Source organism: Mesorhizobium loti (genome assembly GCF_013170705.1).
In the GTDB taxonomy this organism is placed as follows: Bacteria; Pseudomonadota; Alphaproteobacteria; order Rhizobiales; family Rhizobiaceae; genus Mesorhizobium; species Mesorhizobium loti_D.
The window spans coordinates 1,654,970-1,670,026 of the sequence record NZ_CP033334.1 but is presented as its reverse complement, the minus strand read 5'-3'; the positions used below and the strand labels follow the sequence as shown (position 1 = coordinate 1,670,026).

Annotated in this window: 13 protein-coding genes; 9 read left to right on the top strand and 4 right to left on the bottom strand. The window is 64.0% G+C overall.

What is annotated here, in order from left to right; all coding sequences use genetic code 11:
* Nucleotides 1–148: 148 nt before the first annotated feature.
* On the bottom strand, nucleotides 149–916 hold the full coding sequence (locus EB815_RS08150; RefSeq protein WP_056575920.1) for a 5'/3'-nucleotidase SurE: 768 nt from the start codon (nucleotides 914–916) through the stop codon (nucleotides 149–151).
* Between the two features lie 203 nt (nucleotides 917–1,119).
* Between EB815_RS08150 and EB815_RS08145 the strand changes: the two genes are divergently transcribed.
* Nucleotides 1,120–2,115: a sugar-binding transcriptional regulator gene (locus EB815_RS08145; protein WP_056575918.1), complete on the top strand. Its 996-nt coding sequence runs from the start codon at nucleotides 1,120–1,122 to the stop codon at nucleotides 2,113–2,115.
* Nucleotides 2,116–2,266: 151 nt separating this feature from the next.
* Here the strand turns inward: EB815_RS08145 and EB815_RS08140 are convergent, their stop codons facing one another.
* Entirely contained in the window at nucleotides 2,267–3,055 is a 789-nt protein-coding gene (locus tag EB815_RS08140; protein ID WP_056575916.1) for a 3-hydroxybutyrate dehydrogenase, read from the bottom strand.
* Nucleotides 3,056–3,297: 242 nt separating this feature from the next.
* Between EB815_RS08140 and EB815_RS08135 the strand changes: the two genes are divergently transcribed.
* The gene (locus EB815_RS08135; protein WP_065005520.1) at nucleotides 3,298–4,086 is read left to right on the top strand and encodes an acetoacetate decarboxylase; all 789 of its coding nucleotides are present in this window, start codon (nucleotides 3,298–3,300) and stop codon (nucleotides 4,084–4,086) included.
* Nucleotides 4,079–5,239: a patatin-like phospholipase family protein gene (locus EB815_RS08130; protein ID WP_056575911.1), complete on the top strand. Its 1,161-nt coding sequence runs from the start codon at nucleotides 4,079–4,081 to the stop codon at nucleotides 5,237–5,239. The genes EB815_RS08135 and EB815_RS08130 overlap by 8 nt, the downstream gene beginning before the upstream one ends.
* Nucleotides 5,240–5,660: 421 nt before the next feature.
* Here the strand turns inward: EB815_RS08130 and EB815_RS08125 are convergent, their stop codons facing one another.
* Together EB815_RS08125 and EB815_RS08120 are read right to left on the bottom strand one after the other, a co-directional pair.
* A complete protein-coding gene (locus EB815_RS08125; protein WP_056575909.1) occupies nucleotides 5,661–7,262 on the bottom strand; it encodes an inorganic phosphate transporter in 1,602 nt (533 codons plus the stop codon).
* Between the two features lie 105 nt (nucleotides 7,263–7,367).
* Complete coding sequence (locus tag EB815_RS08120; protein ID WP_056575907.1) at nucleotides 7,368–8,582, bottom strand: ROK family transcriptional regulator; 1,215 nt, start codon at nucleotides 8,580–8,582, stop codon at nucleotides 7,368–7,370.
* Nucleotides 8,583–8,801: 219 nt separating this feature from the next.
* On the opposite strand from EB815_RS08120, the gene EB815_RS08115 reads away from it, so the two are divergent.
* The 6 genes from EB815_RS08115 (at nucleotide 8,802) to EB815_RS08090 (ending at nucleotide 14,978) form a co-directional block, all read left to right on the top strand.
* Nucleotides 8,802–10,040, top strand: coding sequence for an extracellular solute-binding protein (locus EB815_RS08115; RefSeq protein WP_056575905.1), 1,239 nt, complete (start codon nucleotides 8,802–8,804; stop codon nucleotides 10,038–10,040).
* 182 nt (nucleotides 10,041–10,222) lie between these two features.
* A complete protein-coding gene (locus EB815_RS08110) occupies nucleotides 10,223–11,107 on the top strand; it encodes a carbohydrate ABC transporter permease (protein ID WP_056575903.1) in 885 nt (294 codons plus the stop codon).
* Nucleotides 11,107–11,952, top strand: coding sequence for a carbohydrate ABC transporter permease (locus tag EB815_RS08105; RefSeq protein ID WP_056575901.1), 846 nt, complete (start codon nucleotides 11,107–11,109; stop codon nucleotides 11,950–11,952). Before EB815_RS08110 ends, EB815_RS08105 begins: the two co-directional genes overlap by 1 nt.
* Nucleotides 11,949–12,971: an SIS domain-containing protein gene (locus tag EB815_RS08100; protein ID WP_056575899.1), complete on the top strand. Its 1,023-nt coding sequence runs from the start codon at nucleotides 11,949–11,951 to the stop codon at nucleotides 12,969–12,971. Before EB815_RS08105 ends, EB815_RS08100 begins: the two co-directional genes overlap by 4 nt.
* Nucleotides 12,971–13,909 carry a PfkB family carbohydrate kinase gene (locus tag EB815_RS08095; protein ID WP_056576539.1) on the top strand — a complete coding sequence of 313 codons (939 nt, stop codon included), beginning with the start codon at nucleotides 12,971–12,973 and terminating at the stop codon, nucleotides 13,907–13,909. The genes EB815_RS08100 and EB815_RS08095 overlap by 1 nt, the downstream gene beginning before the upstream one ends.
* A complete protein-coding gene (locus EB815_RS08090; RefSeq protein WP_056575896.1) occupies nucleotides 13,896–14,978 on the top strand; it encodes an ABC transporter ATP-binding protein in 1,083 nt (360 codons plus the stop codon). Before EB815_RS08095 ends, EB815_RS08090 begins: the two co-directional genes overlap by 14 nt.
* The last annotated feature ends 79 nt before the right edge of the window (nucleotides 14,979–15,057 follow it).

The following is a 15,057-nucleotide window of genomic DNA, read 5'->3' as shown; positions in this document are numbered from 1 at the left end:
CGGTTAGAGCAATTCCAGGAAAAGTGTGAGCGGTTTTCCCGGGCAAGGCGCATAGCGCTTTCCCTTCGAAATTGCCTCAAAAACAAAGAGATAGAGCGTTTCGCCGTTTCCGTGAAACGCTCTAGTCCGATCTTTTCGGGATCAAGTCCTAGGCGACCGCCTGTTCAAGGGTCCCGTCGAGTTCCGACAAGGCGCCCGCCGGCACGACGGCATGGCCCATCCAGTTCAGGCAGGTGACCGAGGCAATGCCGGAATCGATCAGGCTGTTTTCGTCACCCGGCGTCGTGGCGTAGTTGCGGTCGGCCAGCGGCTCGATGCGGGCGCTGCGCCCATCCTCGGCATGGATGATCACCCGCGTCGCGCATTTGTCGCGGCCGATGCGCGCCGAACGCATCGGCGCCGGCACATTGCGCGGCAGGTTGACACTCAGCCAATGTCCCTCCTGGGCCCATTCCTGGCGGGTGTTCCAAAAACCTTCGATGCGCGCCGCCAGCCATGCGACCTCGTCATCGCCATAGGCCTGGCTGTCGCGTGGCATGGAGAAGGCCACGCCGGCAATGCCGCACAGCGCCGCCTCGCGCGCCACCGCCATGGTGCCGGAATAGGAGACATCCTCGGCGACGTTGCGCCCCTCATTGATGCCCGACAGCACCAGATCGGGTTTCGCGCCGTCGCGGAACACCCAGTGCATCGCCCCGATGACGCAGTCGGCCGGGGTGCCGGTGCACGAATAGCGTCGGGGCGCGACCTGCTCAACGGCAAAGGCCTGCCGCAGCGTGATCGAATGGCCAAAGCCGCTACGGTTGCCGCTCGGCGCCACGGTCCAGATGTCGTCACTCAGCAGCGCAGCCGTCCTTTCCAGGATCGCCAGACCGGGCGCGTCGATTCCGTCATCATTGGAGAGCAGTATTCGCATATCATATCCTTCTGGCTGCGCCCGAGCGACGTCATAATTCGTACATTTATGCCATATTGAGAATTATTGTACAATTCCGTAAGATGAACTTGGGCAGGCTTTTCGCTTGCTGGATTTCGACGGGCGGCCGGCGCGCGAGCGGCCGCGTGATTTCCCTCCGCCGGCAAATCGTCTAATGGGGTTACGTCTTGAGGGAAGTGGGCATGGCAGGTTCGGAAAAGCGACCGAGGCGGACGAAATTCCAGTCCGACCAGGACGAACTCAAGCTGAGAGCCGCCTATCTCTATTATGTCGAGGGCCTGACCCAGGAACAGGTTGCCCAGCATCTCGACATCAGCCGCATCAAGGCCCTGCGCCTGCTTGCGGCCACGCGTGAAGACGGTACGGTCCAGATCACCATCAATTCGCAGGCCGAATCGCTGATCCGCCTGCAGCGGAACCTGGAAAAGCACCTCGGCCTGACCGAGGCGATCGTCGTGCCCGCGTCGAGCCAGGACGAGGAGAGCGTCGCGGCCGTCGTCGGCCACGCGACCGGACGCTACATTTCCGAACAGGTCACCAACGGACTGTCGATCGGGGTTGGCTGGGGCGCCACGCTGCAGGTCTGCATGCGGTCGCTGATCTGGCGCGAGGTCGACGACATGACCGTCATTTCACTGCTCGGCGGCCTGACCCATGCGACCGCGCATAATCCTTCGGCCGTCGCCTGGCGCTTCGCCGAATTCTACCGCACGGAACTCTACCAGATCACCGCGCCTGTCTTTGTGCCCGACCGCGAACTGGCCGACGCACTGTGGAAACAGGACGATCTCAAACAGCTCTATGAGCGGGCCCGTGCCGTCGACATCGCGCTGCTCAGCGTCGGCGATGTAGGCACCCAGGCTTCGATCTTCCGCCGCGGCATCCTCAACTGGTCGGACGCCAAGAGCCTCAAGGATGCCGGCGCCGTCGGCGATGTGCTCTGCCATTTCGTCGATGCCGACGGCAATGTGCTTGACCATCCCGTCAACCATCGCGCCATGGCCATCAATCCCGCCGACATCAGCAGGGTGCCGAAGGTGATCATCTCGTCGGGCGGCCTGCGCAAGATCCACGCCATCCGCGCCGGGATCGCGGCGACCAACGCCAAGCTTCTCATCACCGACGTCGCGGCCGCCCAGGCGCTGCTTGAGCTTCCTCCGCTCGAACAGGCCTCCTGACCCTCGCGATACGCCAGTGGCGGCGCGCCCACGGCCCATGGCTGCGCAAAACCTCCCAATCCTCCGCGGCCGCGATCAGGATATCCCGCGGCGGTAGGAAGCCGCCTTTTGGGTACCGGTCGATAAAAACGGAAATGTTGCGACCGATGCGTTACTGCGCCGTCCAGCCGCCATCCATCGGCAAGGTCGTGCCGGTGATCTGCCTGGCGGAATCCGAGCACAGGAACAGTGCCAACGCGGCAAGCTCCTCGACGGTGACGAATTCCTTCGTCGGCTGCGCGGCGAGCAGCACATCATGCTTGACCTGTTCCTCGGTCATGCCGCGCGCCTTCATCGTGTCGGGAATCTGTTTCTCGACCAGCGGCGTCCAGACATAGCCCGGCGCGATGGCGTTGACGGTGATACCGTCCTGCGCGACTTCCAGGGCAACCGTCTTGGTCAGGCCTGCAATGCCGTGCTTGGCCGAGACATAGGCCGACTTGAACGGCGAGGCGACGAGTGCATGCGCGGAAGCCGTGTTGATGATGCGGCCCCATTTGCGTGCCTTCATGCCCGGCACCACCGCCTTGATGGCGTAGAAGGCCGCCAGGAGATTGATGCGAATGATCGCTTCCCACTTGTCGTCGGGGAATTCCTCGATCGGCGCGACATGCTGGATGCCGGCATTGTTGACCAGGATGTCGAGGCCGCCGAACGCCGCCTCGGCGTCGCGAACCATCGCCGTGACGGCGGCGCCGTCCATCATGTTGGCATCGGAATAGCGGCACTTGACGCCGAAATCCTTCTCGATGCCGGCGCGCTCCTGCTCTATTGCCGCGGCATCGCCGAGGCCGTTGATGGTGACGTTGGCGCCCTCGGCGGCAAAGGCGCGGGCGATGGCCAGGCCTATGCCGCTGGTCGAGCCGGTGACGAGGGCATTCTTCGAAGACAGGGAACCCATGGTGATCTCGCGAGAAGTGGGAGGGGAACAGGAGGATATAATTGTGCGCCGCAGCATGACAATGACAGAGCCATGTGTCGATGCGATTACAGCCGGTCGACAGCCTCGGCGCGGCTCTCGACCGGCTCGAGACATGCTCGTCCGGCTGACACGGCACTGTCATGGTGCCGTGCAACATAATCGGCAGCGCATTCGCGCGGTCATCCTGAACGAAATTCGCCGACAGGACCTTGGGGGGCAGCTTGGAAATCGCCGATGTCGTGAAGCGCGCCTATGCGATGCCGCTGACCAATCCGTCTTTTCCGCCCGGGCCCTACCGTTTCTTCGACCGCGAATACATCATCATAACCTATCGCACGACGCGCGAGGCGCTTGAGGCCGTCGTGCCGGCGCCGCTGGAAATCGACGAGCCGCTGGTCAAGTACGAATTCATCCGCATGCCTGACTCCACGGGCTTCGGCGACTACACCGAGACCGGCCAGGTCATTCCGGTGAAATACAAGGGCCAGCATGGCGGCTATGTCCATTCGATGTATCTCGACGACGACGCGCCGATCGCCGGCGGCCGTGAGCTCTGGGGTTTTCCGAAGAAACTGGCCAACCCGAAGATCGCCCATGAGGGCGAGGTGATCGTCGGCACGCTGCACTATGGCAGCGTTCTGTGCGCCACGGGCACGATGGGCTACAAGCACCGCGAAGCCGATCACGATTCCGTGCTCGCGGCACTCGCCGCGCCAAACTTCCTTATAAAGATCATCCCGCATGTCGACGGCACGCCCCGCATTTGCGAGCTGGTGCGCTACTACCTCACGGACATCACCCTGAAGGAGGCCTGGACGGCGCCCGCGGCACTCGATCTGCGGCCCCATGTCATGGCCGACGTGGCGAAGCTGCCGGTGCTCGACATCGTCTCCGCCGTCCACTTCAAGGCCGATCTGACACTTGGGCTGGGCGAGGTCGTCCACGACTATCTTGCCGATCACGACCGGGTCGCAACCAGCAAAGCCCAGCCGGAGAAAATTCGTGCTTGAACGCAATCGAAACAAGGAAGCCGCCGCCACCATCGAGGAGATCTCGGCGCAGTATGACCGCATCGCCCTGGTGTTCCAGGGTGGCGGCGCGCTTGGCGCCTATCAGGCCGGCGTCTACCAGGCGCTGGCCGATGCCGGCTGCGAGCCGAGCTGGCTGTCCGGCGTCTCGATCGGCGCCATCAATGCCTCGATCATTGCCGGCAACGAACAGAGCCGACGCCTGCAGCGGCTCGAACAGTTCTGGCAGACGATCTCCGGCCGCAAGATCTGGGCCTATACGCCGGAAGGCGACATCTACCGCGACATCCGCAACCGCACTTCGTCATGGATGACCATGACCATGGGCCAGCCCGGCTTCTTCAAGCCGCGTAATCCCAATCCCTGGTTCGAGCACCCGGGCGCCGAGGGCGCCACCAGCTTCTACGACACCGCCGAATTGAAGGACACGCTGGAGAGCCTGATCGACTTCGATATCCTCAATGACGGCAAGAAGCGGCTGAGCGTCGGCGCGGTCAATGTCCGCACCGGCAATTTCGTGTATTTCGATACCGAGAAGGTGCGCATCGGTCCCGAGCACATCATGGCCAGCGGCGCGCTGCCGCCCGCCTTTCCCTCGGTCCGCATCGAGGGCGAGTACTATTGGGACGGCGGCATCGTCTCCAACACGCCGCTGCAATATCTGCTCGATCAGGAAGAGGACCGGTCTTCCCTGGTGTTCCAGGTCGACCTGTTCAGCGCCCGCGGCGTGCTGCCGCGCGGCATGGCCGATGTGTTGTCGCGCCACAAGGACATCATGTATTCCAGCCGCACGCGCCAGAACACCGACAATTTCCAGCGCATCCATGCCTTGAAGATGAAACTGCTCGACGCGCTGAAGCGCGTTCCGCCGGACCAGCTCAAGGAAGGCGAGAAGGCATTGATGGCAGACTATTCCGATGCCGGCGTCGTCAACATCGTCCACCTCATCTACCAGCACAAAGGTTACGAAGGCCACGCCAAGGATTATGAGTTTTCTGGCACCTCGATGCGCGAGCACTGGGAGATGGGACTCGAGGACACCGAGCGCACGCTGCGCCACAAGAAGTGGCTGATGCTGCCGACCAACGCCGACGGCGTCACCATCCACGACCTGCATCGCGAAGACCCGACCTGAGGTCTGGCGAGACAGTTGCTTCTTGACGGTTCAGCGGTGTTAGCCAGGATTCGTTTGAGCGGTCATCCCCAACGTTTGAGATTGGCCGAGGCCTCCAAACTTCGTCATCCCTGGGTGAAGCAGGAGCGAGGCTCCGTTGCGGAGCCCCTGGGATCCATTCCGTGACCTTCGCCGTGGAGTGCACCGGTGCAAAATTCAGCACCGCAGTGGCGCTCAGTAGTCCCGGCATGATCCTCGGGTCTGCGCCGCGTCGCTGCGCTCCTTGCTCCGCCCGTGATGACGAAGCGTTGGGCGTTTCGCACCAGTCTCGCAGACATATTCCACGTCAATACAAACGCGAATGCCTCTTCGAAATCCGCTCAACGAAAAAGGCAGCGCAGGCGACCGGCACTGCCTCTTTTTGAAGTCTCTTGCGCTCCGCTCAGAACACCTGGCGGAAGATGATGAACAGCACGAAGGCCAGCGCGATCGAGCACGGCAAGGTCAGCACCCAGGCCAGCAGCAGGTTGCGCACCGTCGACCATTGCAGGCCCGAACCGTTGGCGGCCATCGTTCCGGCGACACCCGACGACAGGACATGGGTTGTCGACACCGGCAAGCCGAGCCGATCGGCCATGCCGATGGTCACCATGGCCACGAGTTCGGCCGCCGCACCTTGGCCATAGGTCAGATGGCTCTTGCCGATCTTCTCGCCGACCGTGACGACAATGCGCTTCCAGCCGACCATGGTGCCGAGGCCCAGCGCCAGCGCCACCGCGACCTTCACCCAGAGCGGGATGAACTTCGTCGCGTTGTCGACGGCCTTGTGGTAGTCGGTGACCGCCTTGAGATCGGCGGTCTGCATCGGCAGCAATTGCTTCTTGTCGATCAGCTTGAGCGCCTCGCCGATCAGGTAGATGTCGTTGCGGGCGTTGCTGACCAGATCGGTCGGCACATTGTCGACCGAGGCATAGGGCTGCAGCGAAGCAGTCGTGTTATGGATATATGTCTGCAGCGCGACCGTGGTCTGGTCGCTCCATGTCCGAGTGCGCACGGCATCCTGCACGGCGGCCTTGGCGTCGGCGACTGTGATGCCGGGCTTCACATATTTGCCCAGCGCCTGCTCGACGCCGGCCGAAGCCGACTTGTAGGCCTCGAGATAGTTGATGTCGGGCGTGCGGTTCAGCGCAAAGGCCGTCGGCACGACGCCGATCAGGATGAGCATGATCAGGCCCATGCCCTTCTGCCCATCATTGGAGCCATGCGCGAAGCTGACGCCGGTGCAGGTGAAGATCAGCAGGCCGCGGATCCACCATGGCGGCGGCGTGTTGCCTTTCGGCGCCTCGTAGAGTGCCGGATTGCGCACCAGCAGCTTCATTGCATAGAGCAGGATCGCGGCAGCGAAGAAGCCGATGATCGGCGACACCAGCAAGGTCAGGCCAACATTGGTCGCCTGCGACCAGTCGACGCCGCTTGTGGCGCTGCCTGCCGGTGCCATGAACTGGTTGGCAAGGCCGACGCCGATGATCGAGCCGACCATCGTGTGCGAACTCGAGGCAGGCAGGCCGAGGAACCAGGTGCCGAGATTCCACATGATCGCCGCGACCAGCAGGGCGAACACCATGGCAAAGCCGGAGGAAGAGCCAACCTGCAGGATGAGCTCGACCGGCAGCAGCGACAGGATGCCGAAAGCGACCGCGCCGCTGGAGGTGAGAACGCCGAGGAAATTGAAGACGCCCGACCACATGACGGCGAACTCGGCCGGCAGGGAGCGTGTGTAGATGACCGTCGCCACCGCATTGGCGGTGTCGTGGAAGCCATTGACGAACTCGAAGCCCAACGCGATCAGCAAGGCGATGCCCAGCAGGATCCACGGCACGGTCTTGGCTTCGGCCAGGTCCTGGCTCAGCGCGTAGCCGACATAGACGATGCCGACCAGCACCAGCACGCCGAAAGCCGGCAGGAACCACTTCGCGCTGCCCGAACTATCCAGCGGATGATCCGGTCTCGGAATGCCCGCCTCGCTGGAAACGATGTCCACCATGTCCCACTCCTATTGCATCGCAGCAAAGAACCGGGATGAACGCTATGTCCGGACGATGAACCCTGTGTGACGCCAGAGAGGCGTTTGCCCCCGGTGTCCGCTCCTTCACGCAAGTCCGGGGCTTGTCTTCAGGATCGCCGAGAACAAGGGATCGAAGGCGCGGCTGATGGGCGCCGCGGCCGCGCCGAGCGCGATCGACCAGGGGTCCGTGGTGCCGAGCTGCAGGCGCGGCAAGGTCCTGCCTGGCCGGTCGGCGATCGACGGCAGCAGAGGATGCATCGCCTCGACGAGGCGGCGCGCCAGCGCTTCCGGCGCGCCGCTGGTCAGGATGACGGTCTGCGGATCGAAGATCGTTTCGATGAGATGCACACTCCAGCGCAGATCGTGCGCCGCGCCATCGATCCAGGCCATCATCTTCGCATCCTCGGCCAGCACCAGGGCGTTCATCTGTTCGTAGATATCACTGTCGGCCGGATTGAGGTCGAGGTGCTGATAGAGCGAGGCCAGCGAGGCGCGGTGCTCCAGCGGCGTCGAGCTCGGGCCGGCGGGCGCCAGCAGCGCCATGCCGATTTCACCGGCGTTGCCATGGCCGCCGCTGTAGAGTTCGCCATTGAGGATCAGTCCGGTGCCGATGCCATAGCCGATATAGAGGCAGACCGCGTGATCGACCCCATGCGCCGCGCCGACGATGCGCTCCGCCGTGGCGCAGGCGGCGGAATCGTTCTGCAGGCCGACATTCAGTCCCGTCCTGGCAGCCAGCGTCTCCAGCAGCGGAAACTTCTGCCAGGCCGGCATCATCCATTTGTCGTCCGAGTTCTTCAGGCCGAAAGGGCCAGGCATGGCAACGCCGAGACCGACAAGCCGCTTCTCCGATTGCGAGGAGATGCCGGCAAGGTCGCGGCGCACGCCGTCGATCAGGCCGAGAATGACCTCGACCCCCTTCGACGGTTCATCGAAGGGCAGGTTGGCCTCCGCCCGCGCCAGCACGCTGCCCATCAGGTCGACCGCGACCGCCCGCGTCAGGTGGCGGTCGATCTGCAGGCCGATGGCGAAGGCGCCTTCGGGCACCAGCCTGTAAGGAGTCGAGGGTTGCCCCCTGCCCTTGCGCACCGCGTCGAGCGCGGCGACCAGACCGTCGCTTTCGAGATCCTCGATGATGTTGGACACCGCCTGTTTGGTGAGCTGCGTCGCCCGCGCCAGGTCGGCCCGCGACAAGGCGCCATTGAGGCGCAGCGCCTCGATCATGACGCGGCGGTTGTGTGCGCTGGTGCCTTCCTGGTTGGTGCCGCTTTTGGCGCGGATCGGGCTGATGTCGTCCATCGGCGTTTCCCCTCTTGACTCCATTAGAATATTGATCGACTAATTAAGTCAAGCGAGTTGACTTAATGCGAACCGAACGCCCCAAAACAAGATGGCCAGGGCCTCCGCCTGTCGCCACTGGTCAGCCGGGTAACCATCAGGTCACGCGACATGGATCCGGGAAGACGATGCGAAATGCCCGCATTGCCGGCCCGTCAACGCCGGAAATGGGAGAAGAAAATGCTTAGGACAATCACCAAGACACTGGTCGGCGCGGTCTTCGCCGGAGGACTGCTTGTCCCCCACGCTTTCGCCGAAACGACGCTCAATGCGCTTTTCATGGCTCAGGCAGCCTACAGCGAGGCCGACGTGCGCGCCATGACGGACGCCTTCACCAAGGCCAACCCGGACGTCAAGGTCAATCTCGAATTCGTCCCCTATGAAGGCCTGCACGACAAGACCGTGCTCGCGCAGGGCTCGGGTGGCGGCTACGACGTCGTTCTGTTCGACGTCATCTGGCCCGCCGAATACGCCACCAACAAGGTGCTGGTCGATGTGACGCCGAAGATCACCGACGACATGAAGAAGGGTGTGCTGCCCGGCGCCTGGACCACTGTCCAGTATGACGGCAAATATTACGGCATGCCGTGGATCCTCGACACCAAATACCTGTTCTACAACAAGGACATCCTGGAAAAGGCCGGCATCAAGACACCCCCGAAGACCTGGGAAGAGCTCGGCGCACAGGCCAAGATCATCCAGGACAAGGGCCTGCTGAAGACGCCGATCGCCTGGAGCTGGTCGCAGGCTGAAGCCGCGATCTGCGACTACACCACGCTGGTCAGTGCCTATGGTGGCGACTTCCTGAAGGACGGCAAGCCCGACTTCCAGAACGGCGGCGGCCTCTCGGCGCTGAAATACATGGTCGACAGCTACAAATCCGGCCTCACCAACCCGAATTCCAAGGAATTCCTGGAAGAGGACGTGCGCAAGGTCTTCGAAAACGGCGATGCGGCCTTCGCGCTGAACTGGACCTACATGTACAACATGGCCAACGACCCGAAGGACTCGAAGGTGGCGGGCAAGGTCGGCGTCGTGCCGGCGCCCGGCGTCACCGGCATCAGCGAGGTGTCGGCCGTCAACGGCTCGATGGGCCTTGGCGTCACCGCGGTCTCCAAGCATCCGGACGAGGCTTGGAAGTACATCACCTTCATGACCTCGCAGGCGACGCAGAACCAGTATGCCAAGCTCTCGCTGCCGATCTGGGCCTCGTCCTATGACGATCCGGCCGTCACCAAGGGCCAGGAAGAACTGATCGCCGCCGCCAAGCTCGGCCTGGCCGCCATGTATCCGCGCCCGACCACGCCTAAGTATCAGGAGCTGTCGACCGCTCTGCAGCAGGCTATCCAGGAATCGCTGCTCGGCCAGTCCCCGCCCGAGGATGCGCTTAAGACCGCCGCGCAGAACAGCGGCCTCTGAGCATCATTGTCCTTCATGGGCGGCCGGGGCATGACCCAAAAATCGGAATCGATTTTTCGGAAGGGATCATGCCCCAAAGCCAAAACGCTACAGCGTCCTTGGCGCGTCCAATAGGACGCGCGGCGCTGTAGTGCCGCCCATGCTATGTCTGAAATCCTGTTGAATGAAGAGAGGCTGCTCTGATGTCGGGCACCTGGATGACGACCCGTGCATGGCTCTTGATGCTGCCGCTGCTCGTGGTCATGGTCGCGGTCATCGGCTGGCCGCTGGTCGATACGGTCAGCCTCTCCCTTACCGACGCCAAGCTGGTCGGCACGGGCGGTAGTTACGTCGGCTTCGAGAATTACACCAACATGCTGTCGAGCTCGAATTTTTCGCGCACGCTGGCCACCACGACGTTGTTCGCGGTCATCTCCGTTGCCGCCGAAATGGTGATCGGCGTTCTTGCCGCGCTCCTGCTCAATCAGCAGTTCCACGGCCGCGCCGTCCTGCGCGCCCTGATGATCCTGCCCTGGGCGCTGCCGACAGTGGTCAACGCCACCCTGTGGCGGCTGATCTACAATCCTGAATATGGCGCGCTGAACGCCGCCTTGACGCAGCTGCATCTCATCGACGCCTACCGCTCCTGGCTCGGTGAACCCGGCACCGCGCTGGCGGCCCTGATCGTCGCCGACTGCTGGAAGAACTTTCCGCTGGTGGCACTGATCGCGCTCGCCGCCCTGCAGGCGGTGCCGCGCGACATCACCGCAGCCTCGCTCGTCGATGGCGCGGGACCTTTCAACCGCTTCCGCTTCGTCATCCTGCCCTATCTCGCCGGCCCGCTGATGGTGGCGCTGGTGCTGCGCACCATCGAGGCCTTCAAGGTCTTCGACATCATCTGGGTGATGACCCGCGGCGGCCCAGCCAACAGCACGCGCACACTGTCGATCCTTGTCTACCAGGAAGCCTTCTCCTTCCAGCGCGCCGGCTCCGGTGCGTCGCTGGCGCTGATCGTCACCTTGCTCGTTACCGTGCTTGCCGTCGCCTATGCGGCATTGGTCAGGAAAACCGCCGGGAGTGCCGCCTGATGGAACGCAGGAGCCCCGCCTTCACCGTCTTCATCCACGCCTGCGCGCTGCTGCTTGCCGCCATCATCTTGGCGCCCATCGCCTGGCTGTTCATCATGAGCATTTCGCCGGCCGCCGATCTCGCCGCCAAGCCGTTGCGCTGGTGGCCGCAGGCCGCTGATTTCTCGCGCTACCAGCAATTGCTGTCGACAGCCGAGAACAGTGCTGGCGCGGCCTTCACCTCGTCCTTGCGCAACAGCCTGGAGATATCAGGCATGGCAACCCTGGCGGCACTCGCCTTGGCCATTCCCGCCGGCTGGGCGGTCTCGCGCACGCCAACGATCGGCTGGTCGCTGTCGATGGTCATCGCCACCTACATGCTGCCGCCCGTCGCGCTGGCCGTGCCGCTCTATATGGGCCTGTCGCATCTCGGCCTGCTCAACAATGTGTTCGGCCTGGCGCTTGTCTATCTGACCATCCTGGCGCCTTTCACCACCTGGCTGATGAAGTCGGGCTTCGATTCCATCCCGCGCGAAATCGAGGCGGCGGCGATGATCGACGGCGCCGGCCTGTTCCAGACCTTGCGCATCATCACGCTGCCGCTCGCGGCGCCGGTGATGGCGACCTCGGCATTGTTCGCCCTGCTGCTGGCGTGGGATGAATTCTTCTATGCGCTGCTGTTCACCTCCGACCAGCGGGCCAAGACCTTGACCGTCGCCATCGCCGATCTGGCCGGCGGCCGTGTCTCCGACTACGGATTGATCGCGACGGCCGGCGTGCTGGCCGCGCTGCCGCCGGTGCTGATCGGCCTGATCATGCAGCGCGCGCTGATCTCCGGCCTGACAAGTGGTGGTGTGAAAGGATGATGATGAACGCAACCAGAATTCGGCCGGCCGGACTGGCCGCCATCGACCGCGAAATGGCACGCCAGAACGCGGACGCGCGCGCTTCATTCGAGCACAACACAGCGATGGCGCTGGAAGTCGCGGCCTCGATCAGGAAGACCGGTCGTCTCCTCCTGCTTGGCATGGGCGGTTCGCATTCCGTCGGACGTGCCGTTGAACCGCTCTATCGCGCGCTCGGCATCGATGCGCTGGCCCTGCCGCTGTCCGAACAGCTCGGCCAGCCGCTGCCGCTGGCGGGCCGGACGGTGCTCGTCACCTCGCAATCCGGCGAGAGCGCCGAGGTCGTCAGGTGGTTCGCCGAGGCCGGCAGCCCTGCCGATGTTTTCGGCCTGACGCTCGAAGGCGGCTCTTTCCTCGCCCGCACCGCGCCTTGCCTGGTCGGCGCCGGCGGGACGGAACTCGCCTTCGCCGCGACGCGCAGCCTGACCGTGACTTTCGCCTTGCATCTGGCCATTCTTGCCGCACTTGGGGAGGATCCGACCGCCGCGCTTGGCGCACTGGATCAGCCGCGGGACACGGACATTGCACGGGCGCTGGCAGTCCTTGGCAAGGTGACCACCATCGTCACCTCGGGGCGCCGGCTGCAAGGCGTTGCCGAGGCGCTGGCGCTCGGCCTCACCGAGCTGTCGCGCCTGCCCTGCTTTTCGCTCGAAGGCGGCCAATTGCGGCATGGACCGATGGAGATGCTTGGCCCGCAAGTCGGCGTCGTCCTGTTTCGCGGCAACGACCCAACAGCGGAACTGGTGACTGCCATGGCCACCTCCGTGGTCGAAGCCGGCGCACCGCTGATCATCTTCGACGCATCAGGACAATCGCCGGTGGCGGGTGCCGTCACGTTTTCGTTCAAGCCGGCTTCGGGTCTCGCCGCGGTCTTCGCCATGCTGCCGGTGGCACAGCGCCTGATGATCGCCTTCGCCGATAGCCGTGTCGACAATGCCGGCACGCCCGTGCGCTCCACCAAGATCACCAGGAGCGAATGATGCGTCCGCTCGCGGTGATCGGCAATGTCAATGTCGACCTGATCGTCGGCCCGGTCGCGCCGTGGCCGAAGGCGGGAACGGAAACCGTCGTCGACCATGACGAATTGCGTGTCGGCGGCCAGGCCGGCAACAGCGCGCTCGCCTGGCAAGCGCTGGGCGTCGACTTCACCATTGCCGCCAATGTCGGCGACGACCAGTTCGGCCGCTGGCTTCGCGAGGCTTTTGGCCATCGCGCCGACACCTGGCCGGTCCGTCCCGAGGGCACGACGCTGTCGGTGGGCATGACCCACCCGGATGGCGAACGGACCTTCTTCACCACGCGCGGACACCTGCCGCGTTTCAGCCTTGCCGACGTCTTGTCTGTCCTCGACGGCAATGCGCTCTCCGGCGGTTACGCGCTGTTGTGCGGCTCTTTCCTGACCGACGACCTCACCCGCGAATACGCTGCGTTCTTCGACTGGGCGGACAGCCACGGCATTGCCGTCGCCCTCGACACCGGCTGGCCGATGGATGGCTGGACCGAGGCCAATTGCGCTGCCACGCGCGCATGGCTCTCGCGCTGCGCGCTGGCGCTGTTCAACGAGGTCGAGACGGTGACCCTGGCGGGAATGTCGAGCCCAACGGACGCCGCGCGCCAAATCCGCTCCAGCATGCGGCACGGCGCAACCTTCGTCGTCAAGCGCGGACCGCGAGGCGCCGTCGCCATCGGTCCCGACGGCACGCTTGTCGAAGCAACGGCGCCCGATGTCCGCGTCGTCGACACGATCGGCGCCGGCGATGTCTTCAACGCCGCTTTCCTCGCCGCCCTCGCCCAGGAGCAGCCACTGTCCGCATGCCTTTCCGCCGCGACGCATGTCGCCTCGCGCGCCATTTCCACCTTGCCCCGCAACTATGGCGGGCCGATGCATCTCGAGGACGCCACGCATGAGCGCGCTTGAAATCCGTAACGTTCGCAAGAACTACGGCAATGTCGAAACGCTCAAGGGCATCGACATTGCGCTGCAGAGCGGGGAATTCCTGGTGCTGCTCGGCTCCTCGGGCTGCGGAAAATCGACGCTCCTCAACATCATCGCTGGCCTCGCCGAAGCGACAAGCGGCGATGTGTTGATCGGCGGCCGCTCGATCCTTGGCGTTCACCCCAAGAACCGCGACATCGCCATGGTCTTCCAGTCCTACGCGCTCTATCCGAACCTGACTGTCCGCCGCAACATCGGCTTTGGCCTGGAGATGCGCGGGGTCGCCGCCGATGAGCGCGAAAAGGCGGTGAACGAGGCGGCAAGGCTGCTGCAGATCGAGGCCCTGCTCGACCGCAAGCCGAGCCAGCTTTCCGGGGGCCAGCGCCAGCGCGTCGCCATCGGCAGGGCGCTGGTGCGCAAACCCCAGGTCTTCCTCTTCGACGAACCATTGTCCAACCTCGACGCCAAGCTGCGGCTGGAAATGCGCACCGAGTTGAAGCGCCTGCATCAGATGCTGCAGACCACCGTCGTCTACGTCACTCACGACCAGATCGAGGCGATGACGCTGGCGAGCCTCATCGCTGTCATGCGCGACGGCAGGATCGAGCAGCTCGGCACACCCGAGGAGATCTACAACGAGCCGGCCACGCTTTACGTCGCCGGCTTCGTCGGCGCGCCGTCGATGAACATGCTGCAGGCGACCGTCACCGCCGGCAAGCTGGCCGTTGCCGGATCCGATGTGCGGATCCCCTTGCCGGCACGCTATGCCAGCGCGGCTGGGGAAGGCGTGCAGGTGGTCGTCGGTATCAGGCCCGAAGCGCTTCGCCTGGCGACCGTTCCGACGGATTTTTCATTGCCCGTGGAGATCGAAGTCGTCGAGCTGACCGGCCCCGAACTGGTCACCACGGCCCGGATCGGCACGCAGCGGCTGACGGCCTGTCTACCGCCAAGGACCAGGGTCGCCAAGGGCGAGAAGTGCAGCCTCACCTTCGATGAGACAGCGCTTCGCTTGTTCGATCCCTCGACGGGCAAGGCGCTCGCAACGGTTTGAGAGAAGCCGCGCAGGCCTGAACGACTTGCGCGGCACCGGGCAATTCCAGGACAAGCGGTAACCGGTTTTCCGCCCGGAA

Coding starts and splice junctions, on each gene's coding strand:
- EB815_RS08150 (WP_056575920.1), bottom strand. CDS start 916: ATGCGAATACTGCTCTCCAATGATGACGGAATCGACGCGCCCGGTCTG.
- EB815_RS08145 (WP_056575918.1), top strand. CDS start 1,120: ATGGCAGGTTCGGAAAAGCGACCGAGGCGGACGAAATTCCAGTCCGAC.
- EB815_RS08140 (WP_056575916.1), bottom strand. CDS start 3,055: ATGGGTTCCCTGTCTTCGAAGAATGCCCTCGTCACCGGCTCGACCAGC.
- EB815_RS08125 (WP_056575909.1), bottom strand. CDS start 7,262: ATGGTGGACATCGTTTCCAGCGAGGCGGGCATTCCGAGACCGGATCAT.
- EB815_RS08120 (WP_056575907.1), bottom strand. CDS start 8,582: ATGGACGACATCAGCCCGATCCGCGCCAAAAGCGGCACCAACCAGGAA.
- EB815_RS08115 (WP_056575905.1), top strand. CDS start 8,802: ATGCTTAGGACAATCACCAAGACACTGGTCGGCGCGGTCTTCGCCGGA.
- EB815_RS08110 (WP_056575903.1), top strand. CDS start 10,223: ATGTCGGGCACCTGGATGACGACCCGTGCATGGCTCTTGATGCTGCCG.
- EB815_RS08105 (WP_056575901.1), top strand. CDS start 11,107: ATGGAACGCAGGAGCCCCGCCTTCACCGTCTTCATCCACGCCTGCGCG.
- EB815_RS08100 (WP_056575899.1), top strand. CDS start 11,949: ATGATGATGAACGCAACCAGAATTCGGCCGGCCGGACTGGCCGCCATC.
- EB815_RS08095 (WP_056576539.1), top strand. CDS start 12,971: ATGCGTCCGCTCGCGGTGATCGGCAATGTCAATGTCGACCTGATCGTC.
- EB815_RS08090 (WP_056575896.1), top strand. CDS start 13,896: ATGAGCGCGCTTGAAATCCGTAACGTTCGCAAGAACTACGGCAATGTC.